This window comes from Acidovorax sp. GBBC 1281 (assembly GCF_028473645.1).
In the GTDB taxonomy this organism is placed as follows: Bacteria; Pseudomonadota; Gammaproteobacteria; order Burkholderiales; family Burkholderiaceae_C; genus Paracidovorax.
Window position 1 is genome coordinate 4,547,800 of the sequence record NZ_CP097269.1, and the last position, 22,447, is coordinate 4,570,246.

22 protein-coding genes are annotated in these 22,447 nt (G+C 66.7%); 4 read left to right on the forward strand and 18 right to left on the reverse strand.

What is annotated here, in order from left to right:
* Positions 1 to 41: 41 nt before the first annotated feature.
* The 7 genes from M5C96_RS21300 to M5C96_RS21330 all read right to left on the reverse strand — a co-directional run bounded on the left by M5C96_RS21300 (position 42) and on the right by M5C96_RS21330 (position 6,088).
* Positions 42 to 449 carry a hypothetical protein gene (locus M5C96_RS21300; RefSeq protein WP_272569801.1) on the reverse strand — a complete coding sequence of 136 codons (408 nt, stop codon included), beginning with the start codon at positions 447 to 449 and terminating at the stop codon, positions 42 to 44.
* Positions 450 to 742: 293 nt separating this feature from the next.
* On the reverse strand, positions 743 to 1,480 hold the full coding sequence (locus tag M5C96_RS21305) for an amino acid ABC transporter ATP-binding protein (protein ID WP_272565132.1): 738 nt from the start codon (positions 1,478 to 1,480) through the stop codon (positions 743 to 745).
* Between the two features lie 23 nt (positions 1,481 to 1,503).
* Complete coding sequence (locus M5C96_RS21310; protein WP_272565133.1) at positions 1,504 to 2,196, reverse strand: amino acid ABC transporter permease; 693 nt, start codon at positions 2,194 to 2,196, stop codon at positions 1,504 to 1,506.
* Between the two features lies 1 nt (position 2,197).
* Complete coding sequence (locus M5C96_RS21315) at positions 2,198 to 2,929, reverse strand: amino acid ABC transporter permease (protein WP_272565134.1); 732 nt, start codon at positions 2,927 to 2,929, stop codon at positions 2,198 to 2,200.
* Positions 2,930 to 3,051: 122 nt separating this feature from the next.
* On the reverse strand, positions 3,052 to 3,954 hold the full coding sequence (locus M5C96_RS21320) for an amino acid ABC transporter substrate-binding protein (RefSeq protein ID WP_272565135.1): 903 nt from the start codon (positions 3,952 to 3,954) through the stop codon (positions 3,052 to 3,054).
* Positions 3,955 to 4,076: 122 nt separating this feature from the next.
* Positions 4,077 to 4,964, reverse strand: coding sequence for an amino acid ABC transporter substrate-binding protein (locus M5C96_RS21325; protein WP_272565136.1), 888 nt, complete (start codon positions 4,962 to 4,964; stop codon positions 4,077 to 4,079).
* 185 nt (positions 4,965 to 5,149) lie between these two features.
* The gene (locus M5C96_RS21330) at positions 5,150 to 6,088 is read right to left on the reverse strand and encodes a LysR substrate-binding domain-containing protein (RefSeq protein ID WP_272565137.1); all 939 of its coding nucleotides are present in this window, start codon (positions 6,086 to 6,088) and stop codon (positions 5,150 to 5,152) included.
* A 198-nt stretch (positions 6,089 to 6,286) separates the two neighbouring features.
* Between M5C96_RS21330 and M5C96_RS21335 the strand changes: the two genes are divergently transcribed.
* From M5C96_RS21335 to M5C96_RS21345, 3 genes are read left to right on the forward strand one after another with little or no spacing between them, the layout of a single operon-like run.
* Complete coding sequence (locus M5C96_RS21335; protein ID WP_272565138.1) at positions 6,287 to 6,844, forward strand: TRAP transporter small permease; 558 nt, start codon at positions 6,287 to 6,289, stop codon at positions 6,842 to 6,844.
* On the forward strand, positions 6,841 to 8,139 hold the full coding sequence (locus M5C96_RS21340; RefSeq protein ID WP_272565139.1) for a TRAP transporter large permease: 1,299 nt from the start codon (positions 6,841 to 6,843) through the stop codon (positions 8,137 to 8,139). Before M5C96_RS21335 ends, M5C96_RS21340 begins: the two co-directional genes overlap by 4 nt.
* A gap of 50 nt (positions 8,140 to 8,189) precedes the next feature.
* Positions 8,190 to 9,221, forward strand: coding sequence for a DctP family TRAP transporter solute-binding subunit (locus tag M5C96_RS21345; RefSeq protein ID WP_272565140.1), 1,032 nt, complete (start codon positions 8,190 to 8,192; stop codon positions 9,219 to 9,221).
* Between the two features lie 58 nt (positions 9,222 to 9,279).
* Here the strand turns inward: M5C96_RS21345 and M5C96_RS21350 are convergent, their stop codons facing one another.
* On the reverse strand, positions 9,280 to 11,109 hold the full coding sequence (locus M5C96_RS21350) for an ABCB family ABC transporter ATP-binding protein/permease (RefSeq protein WP_272565141.1): 1,830 nt from the start codon (positions 11,107 to 11,109) through the stop codon (positions 9,280 to 9,282).
* 41 nt (positions 11,110 to 11,150) lie between these two features.
* On the opposite strand from M5C96_RS21350, the gene M5C96_RS21355 reads away from it, so the two are divergent.
* Entirely contained in the window at positions 11,151 to 11,588 is a 438-nt protein-coding gene (locus M5C96_RS21355) for an acyl-CoA thioesterase (protein ID WP_272565142.1), read from the forward strand.
* Positions 11,589 to 11,702: 114 nt separating this feature from the next.
* Here the strand turns inward: M5C96_RS21355 and M5C96_RS21360 are convergent, their stop codons facing one another.
* From M5C96_RS21360 to M5C96_RS21405, 10 genes are all read right to left on the reverse strand, one after another.
* Positions 11,703 to 12,290: a bactofilin family protein gene (locus M5C96_RS21360; protein ID WP_272565143.1), complete on the reverse strand. Its 588-nt coding sequence runs from the start codon at positions 12,288 to 12,290 to the stop codon at positions 11,703 to 11,705.
* 150 nt (positions 12,291 to 12,440) lie between these two features.
* Positions 12,441 to 12,929, reverse strand: a complete 489-nt coding sequence (locus M5C96_RS21365) for a thioesterase family protein (protein ID WP_272565144.1) — start codon at positions 12,927 to 12,929, stop codon at positions 12,441 to 12,443.
* 18 nt (positions 12,930 to 12,947) lie between these two features.
* Positions 12,948 to 13,985, reverse strand: coding sequence for a tripartite tricarboxylate transporter substrate-binding protein (locus M5C96_RS21370; RefSeq protein WP_272565145.1), 1,038 nt, complete (start codon positions 13,983 to 13,985; stop codon positions 12,948 to 12,950).
* A 118-nt stretch (positions 13,986 to 14,103) separates the two neighbouring features.
* Positions 14,104 to 14,883 (reverse strand): enoyl-CoA hydratase, encoded by a 780-nt coding sequence (locus tag M5C96_RS21375; protein ID WP_272565146.1) that lies wholly within the window; start codon positions 14,881 to 14,883, stop codon positions 14,104 to 14,106.
* Between the two features lie 61 nt (positions 14,884 to 14,944).
* A complete protein-coding gene (locus M5C96_RS21380) occupies positions 14,945 to 15,772 on the reverse strand; it encodes an acyl-CoA thioesterase (RefSeq protein WP_272565147.1) in 828 nt (275 codons plus the stop codon).
* Positions 15,773 to 15,866: 94 nt separating this feature from the next.
* Positions 15,867 to 17,066 (reverse strand): acetyl-CoA C-acyltransferase, encoded by a 1,200-nt coding sequence (locus M5C96_RS21385; protein WP_272565148.1) that lies wholly within the window; start codon positions 17,064 to 17,066, stop codon positions 15,867 to 15,869.
* A gap of 49 nt (positions 17,067 to 17,115) precedes the next feature.
* The gene (locus tag M5C96_RS21390; protein WP_272565149.1) at positions 17,116 to 17,634 is read right to left on the reverse strand and encodes a DUF4442 domain-containing protein; all 519 of its coding nucleotides are present in this window, start codon (positions 17,632 to 17,634) and stop codon (positions 17,116 to 17,118) included.
* Positions 17,635 to 17,653: 19 nt separating this feature from the next.
* Positions 17,654 to 20,095 (reverse strand): 3-hydroxyacyl-CoA dehydrogenase/enoyl-CoA hydratase family protein, encoded by a 2,442-nt coding sequence (locus M5C96_RS21395; RefSeq protein WP_272565150.1) that lies wholly within the window; start codon positions 20,093 to 20,095, stop codon positions 17,654 to 17,656.
* A gap of 21 nt (positions 20,096 to 20,116) precedes the next feature.
* Positions 20,117 to 20,551: a DUF2147 domain-containing protein gene (locus tag M5C96_RS21400; RefSeq protein ID WP_272565151.1), complete on the reverse strand. Its 435-nt coding sequence runs from the start codon at positions 20,549 to 20,551 to the stop codon at positions 20,117 to 20,119.
* A gap of 46 nt (positions 20,552 to 20,597) precedes the next feature.
* A complete protein-coding gene (locus tag M5C96_RS21405; RefSeq protein WP_272565152.1) occupies positions 20,598 to 22,403 on the reverse strand; it encodes an acyl-CoA dehydrogenase C-terminal domain-containing protein in 1,806 nt (601 codons plus the stop codon).
* Positions 22,404 to 22,447 lie beyond the last annotated feature (44 nt).

Here is a 22,447-nt window from a genome sequence, read left to right on the forward strand (position 1 = left end):
GCCTCCAGCGCAATCGATACTAGGGCATATCGCTATTATTTTTATAGCAAATTGCCCGGGTCCTTTTGGGGATGGACCGCCCCCTCAGGCACCCTCAGCGGCGGCGCATCGCAGCCGATGCCGGCCGCGATCCAGCGCCGGGCCAGCGCGCGCATCAGCCGCACGGCCCAGGCGCTGCGCCAGCCGGTGACCTCGCCGGGGTCCGCGACCATGCCGCAGACATAGCGGCCCGGTGCGGCATCGCCCCCAGCGCCTTCCTCCCGCCAGCGCAGCGCCGCGCACGGGCCATGCCGGCGGCGCGACACCAGCATGCCCAGCGGGCAGGGCTCGGCCAGGCAGCACAGGCCGCAGCCGTTGCAGGGCGCGCCTTGCGCCGGCTGCGGCGGGGCCGAGGGGTGCAGGTGCACGACCTGCCAATCCGGGCCATGCGCTCCCGCACCGGCATCCACCCCCCGACCCGCACCAGCGCCTGCACGCGCGCCGCCAGCGGCTGTATCGTCGGCCTGAACGTCATCGGGCAGTGGCATGGGCAATGGGAATCCAGGAAAGGCGGGCAACGGGCACGCAGGGGAAAAGGGAAGCGGACGGTCGCGAACCACGGCCCCATCCGCCAGGGCGCCCCATTGTTGCGCCGCCCCGCCGTCCCTGCCCGGATGCCCATGAAAAAAGCGCCCCGGGGGGCGCTTCTCGTTGTGCCCTGCTGCTGCCGACAGGGGCGCAAGGGCTCGGGGGCTCGCAGCGATCAGTGCTGCAGGATCTTGTTGAGGAAGTCCTTGGTGCGCGGCTGGCGGGCATCCGGGTTGTTGAAGAAATCGTCCTTGGAGCAGTCCTCCAGGATCTTTCCGCCCACGTCCATGAAGATCACGCGGTTGCTGACCTTGCGCGCGAAGCCCATTTCGTGGGTCACGCACATCATGGTCATGCCTTCGTTGGCCAGGCCCACCATCACGTCCAGCACTTCGCCCACCATTTCGGGGTCGAGAGCGGACGTGGGTTCGTCGAACAGCATCACGATGGGGTCCATCGACAGCGCACGGGCGATCGCCACGCGCTGCTGCTGGCCGCCCGACAGCTGGCCGGGGAACTTGTCCTTGTGCGCCGACAGGCCCACGCGGTCCAGCATCTTGAGGCCGCGCTTCTTGGCCTCGTCCGCGCCGCGGCCCAGCACCTTGATCTGCGCGATCGTCAGGTTCTCGGTCACCGACAGGTGGGGGAACAGTTCGAAGTGCTGGAACACCATGCCCACGCGGCTGCGCAGCTTGGGCAGGTTGGTCTTGGGGTCGTGCACGGCGATACCGTCCACGAAGATCTCGCCCTTCTGGAAGGGCTCGAGCGCGTTGATGGTCTTGATCAGCGTGGACTTGCCGGAGCCCGAAGGGCCGCACACCACCACGACTTCGCCCTTCTGGATGGAAGTGGAGCAGTCGGTCAGCACCTGGAAGCTGCCGTACCACTTCGAGACATTCTTCATTTCAATCATTGCTATTTCCTCACTCTTTCCGCTCAGCGGATGATGGCGATTTTCCGGTGCAGGCGCTTGACGACCCAGGACAGTGCGAAGCACATCGCGAAGTACACAACGGCTGCCAGCAGGTAGGCCTCGATCGGCCGCCCATAGTTCTTGCCCGCCGTCTCGAAGCCCTTGAGCATGTCGTAGGCGCCGATGGCGTAGACCAGCGAAGTGTCCTGGAACAGGATGATGGTCTGCGTGAGCAGCACGGGCAGCATGTTGCGGAACGCCTGCGGCAGGATCACGAGCTTCATGTTCTGGCCGTAGGTCATCCCGAGCGCCTGGCCCGCGAACACCTGTCCGCGGGAGATCGACTGGATGCCGGCCCGCATGATCTCGCTGAAGTACGCGGCCTCGAAGGCGATGAAGGTGATGATGGCCGACAGCTCCGAGCGGTAGCTCGTGCCGATTCCGCCGGGCAGGGCCGCGTAGAACGAGGCCGGCACCAGCAGGAAGAACCACAGGATCACCATCACCAGCGGGATGCTGCGCATGCCGTTGACGTAGAACGTGGCCGGCGCATCCAGCCACTTCTTGCCCGACAGGCGCATCAGCGCCAGCACGGTGCCCAGCAGGATGCCGCCGACCGTGGCGATCAGCGTCAGCATGATGCTGAAGTAAAAGCCCTTGACGACGAACTTGCTGATGATGTCCCAGCTGTAGAAGGAAAGGTCGAGATTCATCATGTCAGTGGCCTCCCCCCGTGCCGCCGGACACGATCAGGCCGGGAACGCGCGTGCGCTTTTCGATGAAGGCCATGATGCGGTTGATGGCGAAGGCCGAGATCACGTACAGGCCCGTCACGGCCAGGTAGATTTCGATGCCGCGCGAGGTCTCTTCCTGCGCCTGCATCGCGAACATCGTCAGTTCGGCCACCGACACGGCGAAGGCCACGGACGAGTTCTTGAAGATGTTCATCGTCTCGCTCGTGAGCGGCGGAATGATGATGCGAAACGCCATCGGCAGCAGCACGTAGCGGTAGTACTGCACGGTGGTGAAGCCCATGGCCATGCCCGCGTAGCGCTGGCCGCGCGGCAGGGCCTGGATGCCCGCCCTCACCTGCTCGGCGATCCGTGCCGAGGTGAAGAAGCCCAGCGCCAGCACCACGAGGATGAAGCCCGAGACGCCCTTGAGCACCGGGAAGATCGCCGGCAGCACGTGGTACCACAGAAAAATCTGCACCAGCAGCGGAATGTTGCGGAACAGCTCGACCCAGGCATTGCCGAAGCCGACCAGCACCTTGTTGTCGGGCAGCGTGCGCAGTGTCCCGACGATCGATCCCATCACCAGCGCAATGACCAGGGCCAGCAGGGCCACCGACACCGTCCAGCCCCAGGCAGAGAGCATCCACTGGAGGTAGGTCGGGTATTCACCCCCTGGGTCCTGCAGGAAGACTTGCCAATCCCAATTTGATCCCATGGGAAATCCTTCTCAAATCTCGTTGTCTTCAAACTTGGCGCCCCATCCCGGGCATCCCTGCCGGGGAAACAAACAAACGCCCACCGTCAGGTGGGCGTTTGCCGCATGCGAGCGCCGGGCGCTCAGTCCTTGGTGGCGTACTCTTCCATGGGCTTGTCGTTGGGGTTCGCCCAGGCCGCCTTCGTCGCTTCGCTCGCTGGCAGGCCGATCTTCACGTTGTTCGGGGGCACGGGTTGCAGGAACCACTTGTCGTACAGCTTGGCCATGTCGCCGGACTTGATCTGCGCCTTGATGCTGTCGTCCACGGCCTTCTTGAAGGCGGGGTCGTCCTTGCGGATCATGATCGCGATGGGTTCCACGCTCAGCACTTCGCCGACGATCTTGAAATCGTTGGGGCTCTTGGACTTGGCGATGTTGGAAGCCAGGATCGAGCCGTCCATGATGAAGGCGTCGGCGCGGCCGGACTCCAGCAGCAGGAAGCTGTCGGAATGGTCCTTGCCGAACACTTCCTTGAACGTCAGGCCTTCGGCGCGCTTGTTCTTGCGCAGCGTCTGCACCGAGGTGGTGCCCGTGGTGGTGGCGATGTTCTTGCCGTTCAGGTCCTTGATGCCGGTGATGCCCGAATCGGCCTTGACGGCGATGCGCACTTCCTCGACATAGGTCGTGACCGCGAAGGCGACGTCCTTCTGGCGGGCCGCGTTGTTGGTGGTGGAGCCGCACTCGATGTCCACGGTGCCGTTTTGCACCAGGGGGATGCGGTTTTGCGACGTGACGGGCTGGTACTTGACGTCCAGCTTGGCCAGGCCGAGCTGCTTTTGCACGTCGGCGATCACCTTGGCGCACACGTCGTAGTGGAAGCCCGTGTACTTGCCGTCACCCAGGGTGTACGACAGGCCGGAGGATTCGCGCACACCTTCGGTGATCGTGCCGGAGGCCTTGATCTTGGCCAGCGTGTCGTTGGCTTGCGCGAATGCGCTCCCTGCGGCCAGGGCGGTGATGGCGACTGCCAGCAAATGCTTCTTCATCAGGATCTCCTTAGAACTTACGGATACAACGGAAACAATCATTCTAGATAGTGGCACGGAGTGGAATTCGCCACCATGCCGAATACCCGGAACATCGGGTCAGCGCAGCTAAAAAACGGCGCTCAAAACGGAACCTGATCGGTGGGATAGCGCCAGAAATCCCGCAAGAGATAGCTCACCGGAAGATTGAGCGCGCGGTTGGACGGGGGGATGGGCTGGGCGAACCACTTGTCGTAGATGGGATAGATCTCGCGGCTGGTGATCAGCCGGCGCATCTCGTCGTCCACCAGCTTCTTGAACGCGGGGTCGTTCTTGGGCAGCATGATGGCCAGCGGCTCGGTGGTGATGAACTTGCCGACCACCTTCAAGGCGGCCGGATTGGGGCGGTTGGACGCCAGGCCGTAGAGCAGCACGTCGTCCATCGCGAAGGCGTCGGCCTCGCCCTTTTCCACCATCTCGACGGCCCGGGCATGGTCCGGGGCTTCGACGATGTTGATCTGCAGGAGCCGCTCGCGGTTGATCTGCTGTGCCGCCTTCAAGGGCGTGGTGCCCTTGGTGGACACGAGCTTCTTGCCGCTGAGGTCTTCGATGCGGTCCACGTTGCTCTGGGCCGGCACCAGCAGGCGGGCGCCGGTGATGAAGTGGGGCACGGTGAACGCCACGACCTGGCGGCGCTCGGCATTGTTGGTGGTGGAGCCGCACTCCATGTCGGCGCGGCCTTTCTCGATGGTCTCCATGCGGTTGGCCGAGGTGACCGGCACGAATTCCACGTCCATGTCCTTGCGGCCGGTCTTCTTGCGAACGACCTCGGCGATCCGCTGGCACAGCTCCACCGCATAGCCCACGGGCTTGCCGGCGTCCACATAGGAGAAGGGCACCGAGGATTCCCGGTAGGCCAGCACCAGCTTGCCGCCGGCGGTGACCCGCTCCAGTACCCCCTGCGCGGAGACAGCCATGCCCCAGCACAAGGCGGCAACGCCCCATACGGCCTTCCAATGGAATGTTTTCATGGCTTGTCTCAAAGTTCGTAAGTTCTAACCTGAGCAAACACCGTGCCAGGCCGGGCCTCTCTGTTGGGCGAAGGCTTGTGCACTTCGCTCCGGACGCCGGGACGGAATGTACGTCCCGTCACACGGTCTTTCCAATGCCAAATGCACGGTGGAATATGCATTTGACACATAACCTGACCCTGCGGTCAAAGGGGCTTGTCCGTACTGTGGGCCTGCAGGTAGGTCCACAGCGACTGCGCGATGCCCTTGGAGGGCTCCTTGCCGGACGGCTTTTCGCGGTAGGCCCGCACTTCCATCGCCATCTGCAGGTCTTCGACGCCCGGGGGCGCCGCACTGACCAGGCGGCGCGAGCGCAGTTCCTTCTTGACCGCGCTGTGCGGTAGGAAGGCCACCCCGTGCCCCTCGACCGCCATCGCCTTGAGCCCCTCGGCCATGTCGGTTTCATAGACGCGGTCCAGGTGGATGGCCGTGCCCGACTGCTTGAGTATCAAGTCCGTCACGCGGCCCAGATACGCCCCGGGTGCATACCCCAGGTAGGGCAGCGGCTCGCCCGCGCGGCCCGGCAGGCTGAACAGGGGCTGGCCATCGGCATTGGCGCGCGAATAGGGCGAGAGGATTTCCTGGCCCAGGGTCACCATTTCGTAGCGGTCGGCGTCGAGCTGAAAGGGCTGCGAGGGATGGTGGTAGGCGATCAGCAGGTCGCACCCCCCCTCCACCAGGCGCAGCACGGCATCGTGCACGTTGAGCGCGATGAGGCGGCTCTTGACCGGCCCAAAACGCTCGCGCAGGCTCGACAGCCAGGCGGGAAAGAACGTGAAGGCGAGCGTGTGCGGCACCGCGAACTCGATCATGTCCTTGCCGGCGCTGGTGTGGGCCCGCAGCATGGCGCGGGTGTTCTGCATGGCCTGCAGCATCTCCAGCGCTTCCTCGTAGAGCGTCTTGCCCGCGGGCGTGAGCCGGGTCGGGTAGGAGCTGCGGTCCACCAGATCGGTGCCGGCCCAGGCCTCCAGCGCCTGGATGCGGCGCGAGAACGCCGGCTGGGTCACGTGGCGCAATTGCGCTGAACGGCTGAAGCTGCGCGTTTCCGCGAGGCTGACGAAATCCTCGAGCCACTTGGTTTCCATGGCGCGCATTATCGGGGGCCGCGCGTGCCTGCGCCGCAAGGCCCCTTGGGGAAACCCTGCACCGGGCCCTGCCACGTTTGCTTGCAAAATGGCTTCGGCGCTCCGAGCGCCGCCCCGTCCGGGCCCCTGGCGCACAAGGCCGGCGGGCAGAGTGACCCGCATCGCCACGTTGTCCGTTCTCTCGACCCTCTGCCTCCCATGTCCTCACTTCCCCCGTCCGGGCCCGTGTCCCACGACGCGGCACGGCCTGCCGCACCGCCCGACGACGCTCCCCGCTCCCTGCGCATCGAAGACTGGCTCACCGTCATCGTGATGGCGGCGCTGGCCCTCATCACCTTCGCCAACGTGCTGGTGCGCTACTTCACCAACTCCTCCTTCGCCTGGACCGAGGAGATCTCGGTCTTCCTCATGATCGTCCTGGCGCTGGTGGCAGGCTCCGCCGCGGTCGCGCGCGACCAGCACATCCGCATCGAATGGTTCGCCGAGGGCGGCTCGGCGGCACGCCGGCACGCGCTGGCGCGCTTCGGTGCGCTGATGGTGGCACTGCTGTTCGGCGTGATCGCCGTGCTGAGCGTGCGGGTGGTGTGGGACGACTACCGCTTCGGCGAGACCTCTCCCGGCATCGGCGTGCCGCAGTGGTGGTACTCGGTGTGGCTGCCGCTGCTGTCCGCACTGATCACCTGGCGGGCGGTGGGGCTGTTCATCCGCCGGGGCCGCGCGGCCTCCTCGGCGGGCCGGCAGGACACTTCCGCATGATCGCGACCCTGCTGTTCGTGGCGTTCCTCGCCATGATGTTCGTGGGCGTGCCCATCGGCGCCGCGCTGGGGCTGGCGGGGGTGGCGGCCATTGCCCTGGCCAATGCCGACAGCCAATGGTTCGGCCTGCTGGCCGTGCCCCAGAACTTCTATGCAGGCCTGGGCAAGTACCCGCTGCTGGCCATTCCCATGTTCGTGCTCGTGGGCTCGATCTTCGACCGCTCCGGCGTGGCGCTTCGGCTCGTGAACTTCGCGGTGGCCATCGTGGGCCGCGGCCCGGGCATGCTGCCCCTGGTGGCCATCGCCGTGGCGATGTTCCTGGGCGGCATCTCCGGCTCGGGGCCGGCCAATGCGGCTGCGGTGGGTGGCGTGATGATCGCGGCCATGTCGCGGGCGGGCTATCCGGGCTCGTTCTCCGCCAGCGTGGTGGGCGCCGCGGCGGCCACCGACATCCTGATCCCGCCTTCCGTCGCGTTCATCATCTATTCGGTGCTGGTGCCGGGCGCCTCGGTGCCCGCGCTCTTCGCGGCCGGCATGATTCCCGGCGTGCTCGCCGGCGTCGCGCTGATCGTGCCAGCGGTGTGGCTGGCCCGCCGGCACAAGATGGGCGCGCTCGAATCCTCCATGCCGCGCCCGCCGTTCTGGCGCAGCCTGCGCGAGGCCTCCTGGGGCCTGGCCGCGCCGGTGCTGATCCTGGGCGGCATGCGGGCGGGCTGGTTCACGCCCACCGAGGCGGCCGTGGTGGCGGTGTTCTACGGCCTGTTCGTGGGCATGTGCATCCACCGGACCATCCGGGTGCGCGACCTGTTTCCCATCCTGCGCGAGGCAGGCGAGCTCTCGGCCGTGATCCTGCTGGTGGTGTCGCTGGCCGGCATCTTCGCGTTCTCGCTGTCCACGCTGGGCGTGATCGATCCGGTGGCCAAGGCCATCGTGAACTCGGGCCTGGGCGAATACGGCGTGATGGCGCTGCTGATCCTGCTGCTCATCACGGTGGGCATGTTCCTCGACGGCATCTCGATCTTCCTGATCTTCGTGCCGCTGCTGCTGCCCATCATGCAGCACTACCAGTGGGACCCGGTGTGGTTCGGCGTCATCCTCACGCTCAAGGTCGCCCTGGGCCAGTTCACGCCGCCGCTGGCCGTGAACCTCATGGTGTCGTGCCGCATCGCCGGCGTGCGCATGGAGTCCACCGTGCGCTGGGTGGGGCCGATGCTGCTGGCGATGTTCATCGTCATGGTGCTGGTCATCGCCTTCCCGCAGCTGGCGCTGTGGCTGCCCGCCCGCCTGGGCTACTGACCGATCGACCCCACCGCCCCCTTTTCACCGAGAACCAGGAGACCGAAACCATGAAACTGCGCACCTTCCTCACCAGCGCCGTCGCTGCCGCCGCCGCACTGGCCTTCGCCACACCGGCCCTGGCGCAAAACTACAAGAGCGAATACCGCATGTCGCTGGTGCTGGGCACCGCCTTCCCCTGGGGCAAGGGCGGCGAACTGTGGGCCAGCAAGGTCCGCGAACGCACGCAGGGCCGCATCAACATCAAGCTGTACCCCGGCGTTTCGCTGATCCAGGGCGACCAGACGCGCGAGTTCAGCGCCCTGCGCCAGGGCGTGATCGACATGGCCGTGGGCTCCACCATCAACTGGTCGCCCCAGGTCAAGCCGCTCAACCTGTTCTCGCTGCCCTTCCTGTTTCCGGACTACGCCGCCGTGGATGCGGTGACGCAAGGCGAAGTGGGCAAGAGCATCTTCCAGACGCTGGACAAGGCCGGCGTGGTGCCATTGGCCTGGGGCGAGAACGGCTACCGCGAAATCTCCAACTCCAAGCGCCCCATCAAGAGCCCCGAAGACCTCAAGGGCCTGAAGATCCGCGTGGTCGGCTCGCCGCTGTTCCTGGACACCTTCTCCGCACTGGGCGCCAACCCCACGCAGATGAGCTGGGCCGACGCCCAGCCCGCCATGGCCAGCAGCGCCGTGGACGGGCAGGAGAACCCGGTGTCGGTCTACATGGCCGCCAAGCTCTACACCGTGGCGCAGAAATACATGACCCTGTGGGGCTACATGAACGACCCGCTGATCTTCGTGGTCAACAAGGACATCTGGAATTCCTGGACGCCCGCCGACCGCGAAATCGTCAAGCAGGCCGCCATCGACGCCGGCAAGGAACAGATCGCCATCGCGCGCAAGGGCATGGTCGAGGCCGACAAGCCCCTGCTCAAGGAAATCGCCAGCCACGGGGTGACCGTCACCCAGCTCAGCCCCGCCGAGCGCACCGCCTTCGCCAAGGCCACGCGCCCGGTGTTCGACAAGTGGAAGGGCCAGATCGGCGCGGACCTGGTGGACCAGGCCGAGAAGGCGATCGCCGCGCGCAAGCCCTGACGGGCCGGGCCGGCCTGCGGCCCGACGCCCGCGCACCAGGGCGCGCTGCGGCGGCCCGTCAGCCGGCCTCTCCGCTTTGCTGCAGCGCCCACATGCTGGCGTAGCGGCCGCCCTGCTCCAAGAGCGCGGCATGGGTGCCGCGCTCGATGATGCGGCCGGCTTCCATCACCAGGATCTCGTGCGCATCCACCACCGTGGAGAGACGGTGCGCGATCACCAGGGCCGTCTTGTTGCGCGCTGCGCTTTTCAGCTCGGCCTGGATGGCCCGCTCATTGGCCGAATCGAGCGCGGAGGTGGCTTCGTCGAAGATCAGGATCGGCGGGTTCTTCAGCAGCGTGCGCGCGATCGCCACCCGCTGCTTCTCGCCGCCTGAGAGCTTGAGGCCGCGCTCGCCCACCTGCGTGGCGTAACCCAGCGGCGTGGCGGCGATGAAGCCATGGATGCGCGCGGCCTGGGCGGCGGCTTCCACGGCATCCTGTGCTGCGCCCGGGTGGCCGTAGGCAATGTTGTAGGCGATGGTGTCGTTGAACAGCACGGTGTCCTGCGGCACGATGCCGATGGCGCGCCGCAGGCTGTCCTGCGTCACGGCCCGGATGTCCTGCCCGGCCACCGTGATGCGGCCCGACTGGATGTCGTAGAAGCGAAAGAGCAGGCGCGCCAGCGTGGACTTGCCCGAGCCCGAAGGCCCCACCACCGCCACCGTCTTGCCGGCAGGAATCTCGAAGCTGATGCCGTGCAGGATGGGCCGCGCGCTGCCCGCACGGCTTTCGTAGGCGAAGTGCACGTCTTCAAAACGCACGGCCGGGTGCTCCAGGTGGACCAGCGGCTGTGCGCTGGGCGCATCGGCCACCTCGCGCTCCTTGTCCATCAGGGTGAACATCTTGTCGAGGTCGGTCAGGCTCTGCTTGATCTCTCGGTAGATCACGCCCAAAAAGTTGAGCGGAATGTAAAGCTGGATCATGAAGGCGTTCACCATGACCAGATCACCCAGCGTCATGCGGCCATCGGCCACGCCTTGCGCGGCGCGCCACAGCATGGCCACGAGGCCGGTGGCGATGATGAGCTGCTGCCCGGTGTTCAGCAGCGACAGCGAGGTCTGGCTCTTGAGGCGCGCATGGCGTAGCCGCTGCAGGCTTTCGTCGTAGCGCTGGGCTTCGAACGCCTCGTTGTTGAAGTACTTGACGGTCTCGTAGTTCAGCAGCGAGTCCACCGCCTTCGCGTGCGCGGCCGAGTCGAACTCGTTGGCCTGCCGGCGGAACTTCGTGCGCCACTCGGTCAGCAGCACGGTGAACGCGATGTACAGGCCCAGGGCACCCAGCGTGATCCAGGCGAACCACGCGTCGAACTTGACGGCCAGCACGGTGAGCACCAGGAACACCTCGATCAGGGTGGCGCCGATGTTGAACAGCGTGAACGAGATCAGCGATTCGATGCCGCGCACGCCGCGTTCGATGTCGCGCGTCATGCCACCCGTCTGCCGCTCCAGGTGAAAGCGCAGGCTCAAGGCATGCAGGTGCTCGAACGTCTGCAGCGCGATGCTGCGGGCCGCGCCCTGCGTGGCCTTGGCGAAGACCAGTTCCCGCAGTTCGGTCAGGATGGAGGTGGACAGGCGCAACCCGCCATAGGCCAGCAACAGGGCGATGGGCACGACCACCACGGCGACGGGGTCGCCCGGAGCGATCGACATGGCATCGATCAACTGCTTGAGCAGCAGCGGCACCCCGACGTTGGCCACCTTGGCCCCCACGACGAAGACCAGCGCCGCGATCACCCGCCATTTGTATTGCCAGAGATAGGGAACGAGCCGGCCGAGCGTGGCCCAGTCGGTGCGGGAGCCGGCGCCGGGGCGCGCGACGAGAGGGGGTGGGGATTCGCCGTGGGGGCGCATGAAGGACAATTCCGGTTGTTGTTTTTACCGAGATTGTGCCCATGACCGCCCTTACCAGCGCTGCGTTGACCGAATTGCCCACCGACAAGGAGCTGGTGCTCAAGGTGATTCCGATGCCGGCCGACTGCAACGCCAACGGCGACATCTTCGGCGGCTGGGTCATGGCCCAGGTGGATCTGGCGGGATCGGTGCTGCCGGCGCGCTATGTGCAGGGCCGCATGGCCACCGTGGCGGTGAACGAATTCGTATTCAAGCAGCCCGTTCGCGTGGGGGACATTCTTTCGTTCTTCTCGGCGGTCACGCGCACCGGACGCACCTCGGTCACGGTGGAGGTCGAGGTGTATGCAGAGCGCTTTTCAGCGCAGGGCCGGTATGTGAAGGTCACGGAAGCGCGACTGACCTATGTGGCCATCGATGCCGCAGGCAGGCCCCGCCCGCTACCGGCCAACGCAGCGCCCGAGGGTGGCGCGGCAGGCTGAGAACGTGGAGTAAACCCCGGCGCGAAACGCCTGGCCTGCCACGGGCCGTACGTGGCAGGTCGGTGAAGCGCGCCCTCGGCGCACGCCGGGGTTGGTTGCAATGCCCGCGGAGGCTCAGGCCGCGGCGAGTGCAGGCGCTTCGTTACGCGCGTTGGTGGTGTTGTTGTTGCTCACCGCATTGGCCCGGGGAGCGGGGCCCGACGTGCCGGCAAAGATTTCGCCGGCCAGTTGGCCGCCCTCTTCGATCACCACCTTGCCGTAGCGGATCTTGCCGGTCACCTTGCCGGTGCTGTAGATCACGAGCTTTTCGCGCACGGTGAGCGTGCCGTCGAACTCGCCGTGGATCTCGGCGATGTCGATCTCGGCGGAGCCGCGGAAGGCGCCCTGCTCGGCGATGTGGATCACGCGGGAGTCCATCGTGGCCTCCACTGTGCCTTCGACCACGAGCGTGTCGCAATCGGTGATCTCCACCCCCTTGAGCTTGATGTTCGGGCCCACCGTCAGCTTGCTGCCCACGCCGTCGGAAACGGCACTGCCGGGCGCCGTGCCCGTGGACACGGGCTTGGCGGAAGAAGGGGTGGCGGTCGTGGCACTGTTTCCACCGGGCACCACGGTGGTCGCACCGCCGAGGACGGAAGAAGGTTGGCGAGGCTGGAATGCGTCGGGTTCACGCTTGCCGAAGAAGGGGTTTTGCACGGCCATCAGATCTCCTTGAAAAAGAGCCATGCTAGAAGCGACGTTCCGCGAAAACTCCCCGCGTTACGCAAGAACGGTAACCAAACCATTCGATCGTTGCATGCACTTGCATGCTTTGCAGCGACATACATCGCCGCGATCGCGCGTAGGCTCCGGCTACGAAATGATGTAGGCCGCAGCGCCCGCCGACATGAGCGTGCCGTCCGGGCCGAAAAACTCCATGCGCGTGCTGGCCACGCGCGAGCCCAGGCGCAGCACTTCGGCCCGCAGGGTGAAGTGGCTCCCGATGCCCGGCCGCAGATAGTCGATGCGCAGGTCGATGGTGCCCAGCTTGCCGAAGCGGTGCAGGCGCTGCGCAGGCGGCTCGTCCATGTGGCGGGCACCGATGGCCGCCATCACGGCAAGCCCCCCCATGGCATCCAGCCCCGCGCTGATGACGCCGCCGTGCACGCGGTTGTAGGCGTAGTGTCCGACCAGCTCGGGCTTCATCTCGATGCGGGCCTCGACATGCTTGGCCCCCAGGTGCGTGACCTTGAGGCCGAGCAACTGGTTGAAGACGATGCGCTGCTCGAAGATGTCCTTCAAACCATCGATGAACTCGGCCTCGAACGGGGAGGGCTGGGCGGAATCAGGGGGTGGAGTCATCGAGGAAGGGGCAAGGGTTCAGGGCTGGAAGCCCGAATGGCGGACCACCGGCGCCCATTGCGCCTTGTAGGCCGTCAGCATTTTGGCGGTCTGGTCGCGCGAGCTGACCACGGGCACCATGTCGGCCGCCACGAAGCGGGCCTGCAAGGCCGGGTCCGCCATGACCTGGGTCACCGTGTCGGCGATGCGCCGGGCGCGGGCGGGCGGCAGCCACGCAGGCGCGTAGAGCACGTTCCAGCCGAGGGCGGACAGGCCCAGCCCCGCCTCCTTGAAGGTGGGCACCGTCGGCAGCGTGGACGACCGGTGATCGCCCGACACCGCCAGAATGCGCAGCTTGCCGGCCTTGTGCAGCGGCTCCAGCGCATCCAGCGTGTCCACGGCAATGGGCACATGGCCGCCCATCAGATCGTTGAGCAGCGGCGCGGACCCCCGATATCCGACGACGGGCAGTTGCAGGGAAAGCTTTTCCGCCAGCATCAGGGCAAAGAAATGCGGCAGGCTGCCAGTGGCCGGCACGCCGGCGGCCACCTTGTCCTGATTGGCCAGCATCCAGGCGTGCAGGTGGGCGAATTCCTTGACCGGCACGGCCGTGGACACGGCCAGACCGAACTGATAGCTCGTGATCTGGGACAGGGCCACATAGTCCTTGTCGGGGTCGTAGCCGTTGTCCTTGAAGACCAGGGGCGCCACCAGCATGGTGGCCGGGTTGGCCAGCACGACCTGGTTCTGGCCGGAACTGTCGCGGTGCAACTGCTGGACGGCCAGCCGCCCCCCCGCACCCACGCGGTTTTCCACCACCACCGGCACCGCCAGCCGGGGACCGAGGGCATCGGCCAGCAGGCGCGCGGCCCGGTCGGATGCGCCGCCGGCCGCATACGGCACCACCACCTTGAGGATGCCGCCTTCCAGCGGCACGGGTGCCGGAGCGACCGCCCCCTGCGCCAGGGCCGACGCCCCCAGGGCACCGCTGGCAAGCGATGCGCCCCATTGCACAAAGGCGCGGCGCGACGGCGCGCGGGGAGCAGCGAATGGCGAAGGTGGTTTGACAGCAGTCATGGCACGGTCCGGCAGGGGGTTTATGGATGAGCAGGAATGTACTGCCAGATTCATGCTGCCGGCATCTATCGTTATGCCCAGTTCCCAGGCAAAACGCCAAGCCGCCCCCCAGATGCTGTCACACCGCGCTGAAATCCGGCCGGCGTTTTTCGACGAAGGCGCTGAACGCCTCCCGCGCCGCGGGCTCCTGCAGCATGCGACCGAAGCTCGCACCCTCCTGCGCCATGCGCTCCAGCACCGCAGCCGTCTGGCCCTGCTTCATGAGCCGCTTGGTCTCGATGAGCGCGGAAAGCGGCTTGGCGGCCAGCTTGCGCGCCTGGGTCTGGGCCACCATGTTGCACTCGGTGGGCGGCACCACGCGGTTGACCAGTCCCACCTCCAGCGCCGCCTCGGCCAGGAAGGGCTCGCCCAGCAGCAGCGCCTCGGCGGCACGGTGGTAGCCCATCATCTGCGGCACGAGCAGGCTGGACGCGGCCTCAGGGCACAGCCCCAGGTTGACGAAGGGCATGGAGAACGCGGCGTTGTCGCCCGCATAGACCAGGTCGCAGTGAAAGAGCATGGTGGTGCCGATGCCCACGGCCGGGCCGCAGACCGCAGCCACCACCGGCTTCGGGAACGTGGCGATGCCGCGCAGAAAACGGAACACCGGCGAGTCCTGCGTGGACGGCGGCTTGTTCAGGAAGTCGCCGATGTCGTTGCCGGCGCTGAAGATGGCCACATCGCCCTGCAGCACGACCACGCGCACCGCGCTGTCGGCCGCGGCGGACTCCAGCGCATCCGCCAGCGCGGCGTACATCGCGGTGGTGATGGAGTTCTTTTTCTCCACGCGGTTGAAGGTGATGGTGGCCACGCCGGATTCGGTGTGAACGAGAATGTCCTGGGTCGGGGTATCGGTCATGGGAAAGCTCCTGCCATGGAAGGTCGTGGGCGGGGAAAGCGAACGGGACGCCGGGGGCGCCTCATTCCTTGTAATAAACGATCTGGTGGCTGCTGGCCAGCATGGTGCCGGCATCGTTCCACAACTGGGCCGTCTGATCGAAAAAGCCATTGCGGAATTCTTGCGCACGCGCCTGGCCCAGCAAGAATCCGGTGCCCGTGGCCGCCAGTTGCTCCCGGCCCGCGTGGAAATACACCGTGAGGGACACCGTGCCTGCCGGCACCCGGTGCGCACGGCGCAGCCAGACCCGCGGAAAGAACACATCGGCCAGTGCCGCCAGCGCGCAGAAGTCGAGCGGGCGGGCCGGCGCATCGCGCATCCACAGTTGCGAGAGGCTGCTGTCGCCGCTGCCGTCCCAGCGCTGCGGCAAGGCCCCCGCCACCGGCCGCAGTTCGTAGCGGTCGAGCCAGGCCACGCCCAGCCCTTTGGCCAGCGGCTCCAGGGTGTCGGGGCCGGGCGCTGTCGGCATGGGGGTGTCGGCCAGGCTCCAGGTTTCGCGGCGGGCGGCGGTCACGGCGGTGCCCGTGGTGGTGGTGACCCATTCGCCGTCGGCGCCGGGCTGCACGATGGACAGCTTCCAGTGCTGCGTGGACCGGTTGGTGCGCACCGGCATGGCCTGCACCGTGAAGGGGCCCTGCGACACCGCGCCGGCGTAATTGACGGTGAGCGACAGCGGCTCCCCCAGGCGGTCGGGGTGCTGCAGCACGGCCTGCAGCAGCACCGCGGCCGTCGCGCCGCCGAAAGGGCCGACCATGTTCCAGTACGCGGGCGTGGTCCGGCCGGTGTACCGGTGGGCACCGGCCGGCTCCAGGGCCAGCGCGTCGTCCAGGGGATGGAGATCGAGAGTCATGGTGTGCGAGTGTGCCGTGATTGCTTTCTCCGTCCCGTCGTGCCGGCGACTGCCTGAACCCCGGAATGCCGGGGCGCGCAATGCGCCCCCGACCTCAGACGCGCTCGAAGATGCCCGCAGCGCCCTGCCCCATGCCCACGCACATGGTCACCATGCCGTACTTGAGGTTCTTGCGGCGCAGCGCATGCACCACCGTGGCGGCGCGGATGGCGCCCGTGGCGCCCAGCGGGTGGCCCAGGGCGATGGCGCCGCCCATGGGATTGACCTTGGAAGGGTCCAGGCCCAATTGGCGCACGACCGCCAGCGACTGCGCGGCGAAGGCTTCGTTCAACTCGAACCAGTCGATGTCTTCATGCTTGAGGCCCGCATAGCGCAGCGCGGCCGGAATGGCCTCGATGGGGCCGATGCCCATGATGCTGGGCGGCACGCCCTTGCTGGCGAAGCTCACGAAGCGGGCCAACGGCGTGAGGCCGAAACGCTTCACGGCCGCCTCGCTCGCCAGGATCAGCGCGCCCGCACCGTCGCTGGTCTGCGAGCTGTTGCCGGCGGTGACCGAGCCCCGCGCGGCGAACACCGTCTTGAGCTTGGCCAGGCCTTCCAGGCTGGTGTCGGGCCGTGCGCCTTCGTCCAGCGCCACGGTGCGGGTCTTGGCGATGCTCTCGCCCGTCTCCAGGTTCGCCGTGCGGTCGGTCACCTCGATGGGCGTGATCTCGTCGGTGAACTCGCCGGCCTGCTGCGCGGCCAGCGCCTTCTGGTGCGACTGCAGCGCGAAGGCGTCCTGGTCCTCGCGCGACACCTTCCACTGCTGCGCCACCTTCTCGGCCGTGAGGCCCATGCCGTAGGCGATGCCCACGTCGCCGTCCTTGGCGAAGATGCTGGGCGACAGCGAGGGCGTGTTGCCCATCATGGGCACCATGCTCATGCTTTCCACTCCGGCGGCGATCATCACGTCGGCCTCGCCCACGCGGATGCGGTCCGCCGCCATCTGCACGGCCGACAGGCCCGAGGCGCAGAAGCGGTTCACGGTGATGCCGCCCACGCTGGTGGGCAGCCCCGCCAGCACGGCGCCGATGCGCGCCACGTTCAGTCCCTGGGCGCCTTCGGGAATCGCGCAGCCGCAGATGATGTCTTCGATGGAGGCCGGGTCCAGCCCGGGCACCTGGGCCAGGGCCGCCTTGAGGGTGGTCGCCAGCAGATCGTCGGGGCGGGTGTTGCGGAAGAAGCCGCGGTGCGACTTGCCGATGGGCGTGCGCGTGGCGGCGACGATGTAGGCGTCCTGCATTTGTTTTGCCATGGAGAAGGCTCCTTCAATCGATCAATCGATCGGTCAGTCAATCAGTCAGTTACTTGGCGGGGCGGCTGGAAGGAATCCAGGCCCACGTGAATTCGCATTCCACCGGCTCGATGCCGGCCTCGTCCGTAACGGTGACCTGCACCTGCATCTCGCCCTTGTCGCTGTCCTGCATGGCCTGGCGCTGCGCGTCGGTCAGCACCGCCACCGCGCGCAAGGCGCCCGTGGCGCGCTTGCGAAAGGCCATCTTCAAGTCCTTGGCCAGCGGCAGGCAGTCGTCGCGCACGTTCAGGCCCATCGCCATGCCCGTGGCCGTCTCGGCCAGCAGGTTCATGGCCGAGGCGTGGATGCTGCCGACGTGATTGCGCACGCGGTGCTCGTTGGGCAGGCGCACTTCCACGCGGTTCGGCGACATCTCGATGAACTCCACGCGCGCCGTGCGGGTGAACGGCACGGCGCGGCGCAGCACCAGGTTGCGCACCCAGGGGCGCAGGAACTTCGGGAACTCGTCCACCTGTTCCAGCTGGAGCTGCATGCGGTTGGGCGGGAATGCGCCGGTGGAGGTCGTCATGCGGTCGTCCGATGGCACATCAGTTGCGCAGGGGCTTGCCGGTGTTCAGCATGCCCAGGATGCGCTCCTGCGTCTTGGGGTGCTGGATGAGCGCGCAGAAGGCCTTGCGCTCCAGCGCCATCAGGTATTCCTCGCTCACCAGCGTGCCTGCGTCCACGTCGCCGCCGCACACGATCTCGGCGATCAGGGTGGCGATGTGCTGGTCGTGGTCGCTGATGAAGCCGCCGTCGCGCATGTTCACCAGCGAGCCGCGGATGGTGGCGATGCCGCTGCGACCGGCCACGGGGAACAGGCGCTTGTTCGGTGCGCGCCAGCCGCTGGCCGCCATCGCCTTGGCTTCGTTCAGGGCGACGAACAGCACCTCGTCCTTGTGCGGCACGACGATGTCGCTGTCCAGCAGGTAGCCGAGCTTCTTCGATTCCAGCGCGCTGGTGCCCACCTTGGCCATGGCCGCGGCGGTGAAGCCTTCGGTCAGGAAGGGCAGGATGTCCTTGCCCGTGGAGGCGGCGGCGTTCTCGGCCGCACGGCGCGCGATGTAGGTCAGACCGCCGGCGCCCGGCACCAGGCCCACGCCCACTTCGACGAGGCCGATGTAGCTTTCCATGTGCGCCACGCGGCGGGCCGAATACACGGCCAGCTCGCAGCCGCCACCCAGTGCCATGCCGTGGATGGCGGACACCACCGGCACCTGGGCGTAGCGCAGGCGCAGCATGAGGTTCTGCAGTTCCTGCTCGACACTTTCGATGGCCGAGATGCCGGCCACGACGAAGGCCGGCATGGTGGCGGCCAGATCGGCACCCACGCTGAACGGCGCGTCGCCGGACCAGATCACCAGGCCGTCGTATTCGCGCTCGGCGGTGTCGATGGCTTCGACGAGGCCCTCCATCACGTCGGGGCTGATCGCATGCATCTTGCTCTGGATGCTGGCGATCAGGATCCGGCTACCGGAGGGGCCTCCATCTTTGTCCAGCGTCCAGGTGCGCAGCGCATCGGACTCGGACACCGTGGTGCCGGCCGTGCGCCAGTCGGGCAGCGCCTCGCCCAGCAGCTTCTCGGGGAAGTGCTGGCGCTCGTACACGGGCAGCTGGCGGCGCGGCACGAACTTGGCGCGCGAAGCGCTCCACGATCCTTCGGCCGTGTGCACGCCGCCGGCCTCGGCCACCGGGCCCTTGAAAACCCAGTCGGGCAGCGGCGCCTTGCTGAGCGCCTTGCAGGCGTCGATGTCCTCCTGGATCATCTTCGCTACCTCCAGCCAGCCGGCTTCCTGCCACAGCTCGAAGGGGCCCTGCTTCATGCCGAAGCCCCATCGCATGGCCTGGTCCACGTCGCGCGCGTTGTCGGCGATGGTGCCCAGGTGCACGGCAGCGTAATGGAAGCTGTTGCGCAGGATGGCCCAGAGGAACCGGCCCTGCGCGCCCTCGGCATGGCGCAGCAGCTTCAGGCGCTCGCCGGCGGGCTTCTTCAGCATGCGGGCATACACCTCGTCGGCCTTCTGGCCACCGGGCACGTACTCGCCGCTTTCCAGGTCGAAGCGCAGGATGTCGCGGCCCACCTTCTTGTAGAAGCCCGCCTTGGCCTTCTGGCCCAGGTTCTTCATCTCGATGAGTTTGTTCAGCACCTCGGGCGTGCCGAAGCTGCCGTAGAACGGATCAAACTGCGCAGCCCCTTTGGTAGCGTCTTCGCTCAGGTTGTCCTGGAGCGTCTTGATGACGTGCGCCATGGTGTCCAGGCCCACCACGTCGGCGGTGCGGAAGGTGCCGCTGCTGGCGCGGCCCAGCTTCTTGCCCGTGAGATCGTCCACCACGTCGTAGGTCAGGCCGAAGTTCTCCACTTCCTTCATCGTCGCCAGCATGCCGGCGATGCCGACGCGATTGGCGATGAAGTTGGGCGTGTCGTGCGCGCGCACCACGCCCTTGCCGAGGCCGCTGGTCACGAAGGCTTCGAGCTGGTCGAGCACCTCGGGCCGGGTCGTCGGCGTGTCGATCAGTTCCACCAGCGTCATGTAGCGCGGCGGGTTGAAGAAGTGGATGCCGCAAAAGCGCGGCTTGATGGCGTCGGGCAGCGCCTCGCTCAGGCGGGTGATCGACAGGCCGGAGGTGTTCGAGGCCACGATGGCGCCGGGTGCAACGAAGGGCGCGATCTTCTTGTAGAGATCGAGCTTCCAGTCCATGCGCTCGGCAATCGCCTCGATGATGAGATCGCACCCGCGCAGCTGCTCCAGGTGCTCTTCATAGTTGGCCTGGCCGATCAGCGCGGCGTCTTCCGCCACGCCCAGCGGCGCGGGCTTGAGCTTCTTGAGCCCCTCGATGGCCTTGGTGACGATGCCGTTCTTCGGGCCTTCCTTGGCGGGCAGGTCGAACAGGACGACCGGCACTTTCACGTTGGCGAGGTGGGCGGCGATCTGCGCACCCATCACGCCCGCGCCGAGCACGGCGACTTTCTTCACTTGGAATCGGGACATGGTTGGTTTCTTTGGAATGGGTTACTGCATGCGCTGCCAGACCTGCGTGCGCCAGAACGGGCCGAGGTAGCCGCGCACCTCCAGCTTGGCGCCGCCGTCGATGGGCGTGAAGCTGGCGCGGTATTCCTTGCCGTTTTCGGGGTCGAGGATCTTGCCTCCCTCCCACACGTCCTTGCCTTCGGCCTTCTTGCCGCCCCGGATGATCTCCAGGCCGGCGATGGGCTGGCCCTTGCGGTCGTCCTGGCATTCGACGCAGACCGCATCGGCGGGCGTGTCCTTCTTCAGCGACTTCTCGATGCGGCCGGTGAGCGCGCCGCCCGTTTCGGTGATGCGGATCTCGGCCTTGGCCTCGCCCGTCTTGTCGTCGATGCTGCGCCACCCACCCACGGGCGACATCTGGGCCCACGCGGGGGCGGCCATGGCCACACACAACATCGCTGCTAGCGCTTTATTCATAACGGCTCCAGTGCAAAAAAGGCGGGGAAGGGGGCGGCCGGTGCGGTCAGGCCAGCGCGGCGTCGGTGTCCATCAGCGGCTTGGCGCCGGCACGCGCGGTGCGCATCAGCGTGGCCGTTTCGGGGAACAGCTTGGCGAAGTAGAAACGCGCCGTCTGTAGCTTGGCGACATAGAACGGGTCGGTGTTGCCGTTGGCGATCTCGCGCAGCGCCACCTGGGCCATGCGGGCGAAGAGATAGCCGAACACCAGGTGGCCGGCCACGCGCAGGTAGTCCACGGCGGCAGCGCCCACTTCGTCGGGGTTCTGGAAGCCCTTGAAGCCGATCTCGGTGGTGAACTTGGTCATCTGCTCGCCCAGGTAGGCGATGGGGTTGATGAACTCGGCCATCTTCTCGTTCACGCCCTCTTCCTGCACCAGCTGGCCCACCAGCTTGCCGAACTTCTTGAGCGTGGCGCCGTTGTTGCCCAGCACCTTGCGGCCCAGCAGGTCCAGCGATTGGATGGTGTTGGTGCCTTCATAGATCATGTTGATGCGGTTGTCGCGCACGAACTGCTCCATGCCCCATTCCTTTATGAAGCCGTGGCCGCCGAAGACCTGCATGCAGGCGTTCGTGGCGATGTGCCCGTTGTCGGTGATGAAGGCCTTGACGATGGGCGTGAGCAGCGCCACCAGTTCGTCCGCCTCCTGGCGCACCTTTTCGTCGGGGTGGCTGTGCGATTTGTCGAGCAGCAGCGTGCAGTAGATCTGCAGCGCGCGGGCGCCTTCGGCGTAGGCCTTGGCGGTCAGCAGCATCTTGCGCACGTCGGGGTGCACGATGATCGGGTCGGCATCCTTGTCCTTGGCTTTCGTGCCCGACAGGCTGCGCATCTGCGTGCGGTCCTTGGCGTAGGCCAGCGCGTTCTGGAACGCCACTTCGGTCAGGCCCAGCGACTGGTTGCCCACGCCCAGGCGCGCGGCATTCATCATCACGAACATGGCCTGCAGGCCCTTGTGCGGCTGGCCCACCAGCGTGCCGATGGCGCCGTCGATGGCGATCTGCGCCGTGGCGTTGCCGTGGATGCCCATCTTGTGCTCCAGCCCGGCGCAGAAGATCGGGTTGCGTTCGCCCAGCGAGCCGTCGGCGTTCACGTGGTACTTGGGCACGATGAACAGGCTGATGCCCTTGCTGCCCTTGGGCGCATCGGGCAGGCGGGCCAGCACCAGGTGGACGATGTTCTCGGTGAAATCGTGCTCACCCGCGCTGATGAAGATCTTGTTGCCGGTGATCTTGTAGGTGCCTTCGGGCGCGCCGGCCACGGGCTCGGCCTTGGTGCGCAACAGCCCCAGGTCGGTACCGCAATGGGGCTCGGTCAGGCACATGGTGCCGGTCCATTCGCCGCTGGTCAGCTTGGGCAGGTAGAGCTTCTTTTGCTCGGGCGTGCCGTGCGCGTGCAGCGCCTCGTAGGCGCCGTGCGACAGGCCGGGGTACATCGTCCAGGCCTGGTTGGCGCTGTTGAGCATTTCGTACAGGCACTGGTTCAGCACGAACGGCAGGCCCTGGCCGCCGTATTCGGTCTCGCAGCTCAGGGCCGCCCAGCCGCCTTCCACGTACTGCGCGTAGGCCTGCTTGAAACCCTTGGGCGTGGTCACCTCGTGCGTCGCCTTGTCGAGCGTGCAGCCTTCCTCGTCCCCGCTGATGTTGAGCGGGAACGCCACGCCGGTGGCGAACTTGCCCGCCTCTTCCAGCACGGCGTTGATGGTGTCCACGTCCACGTCGGCATGCTTGGGCAGGGCCTTCAGTTCTTCGGTCGCCTTGAACACCTCGTGCAGTACGAATTGCATGTCGCGAAGGGGCGGCGTGTAGGTCGGCATGGGGAGGCTCCTTGGATGGAAAGGGTGGGAAATGAAAAGGAAAG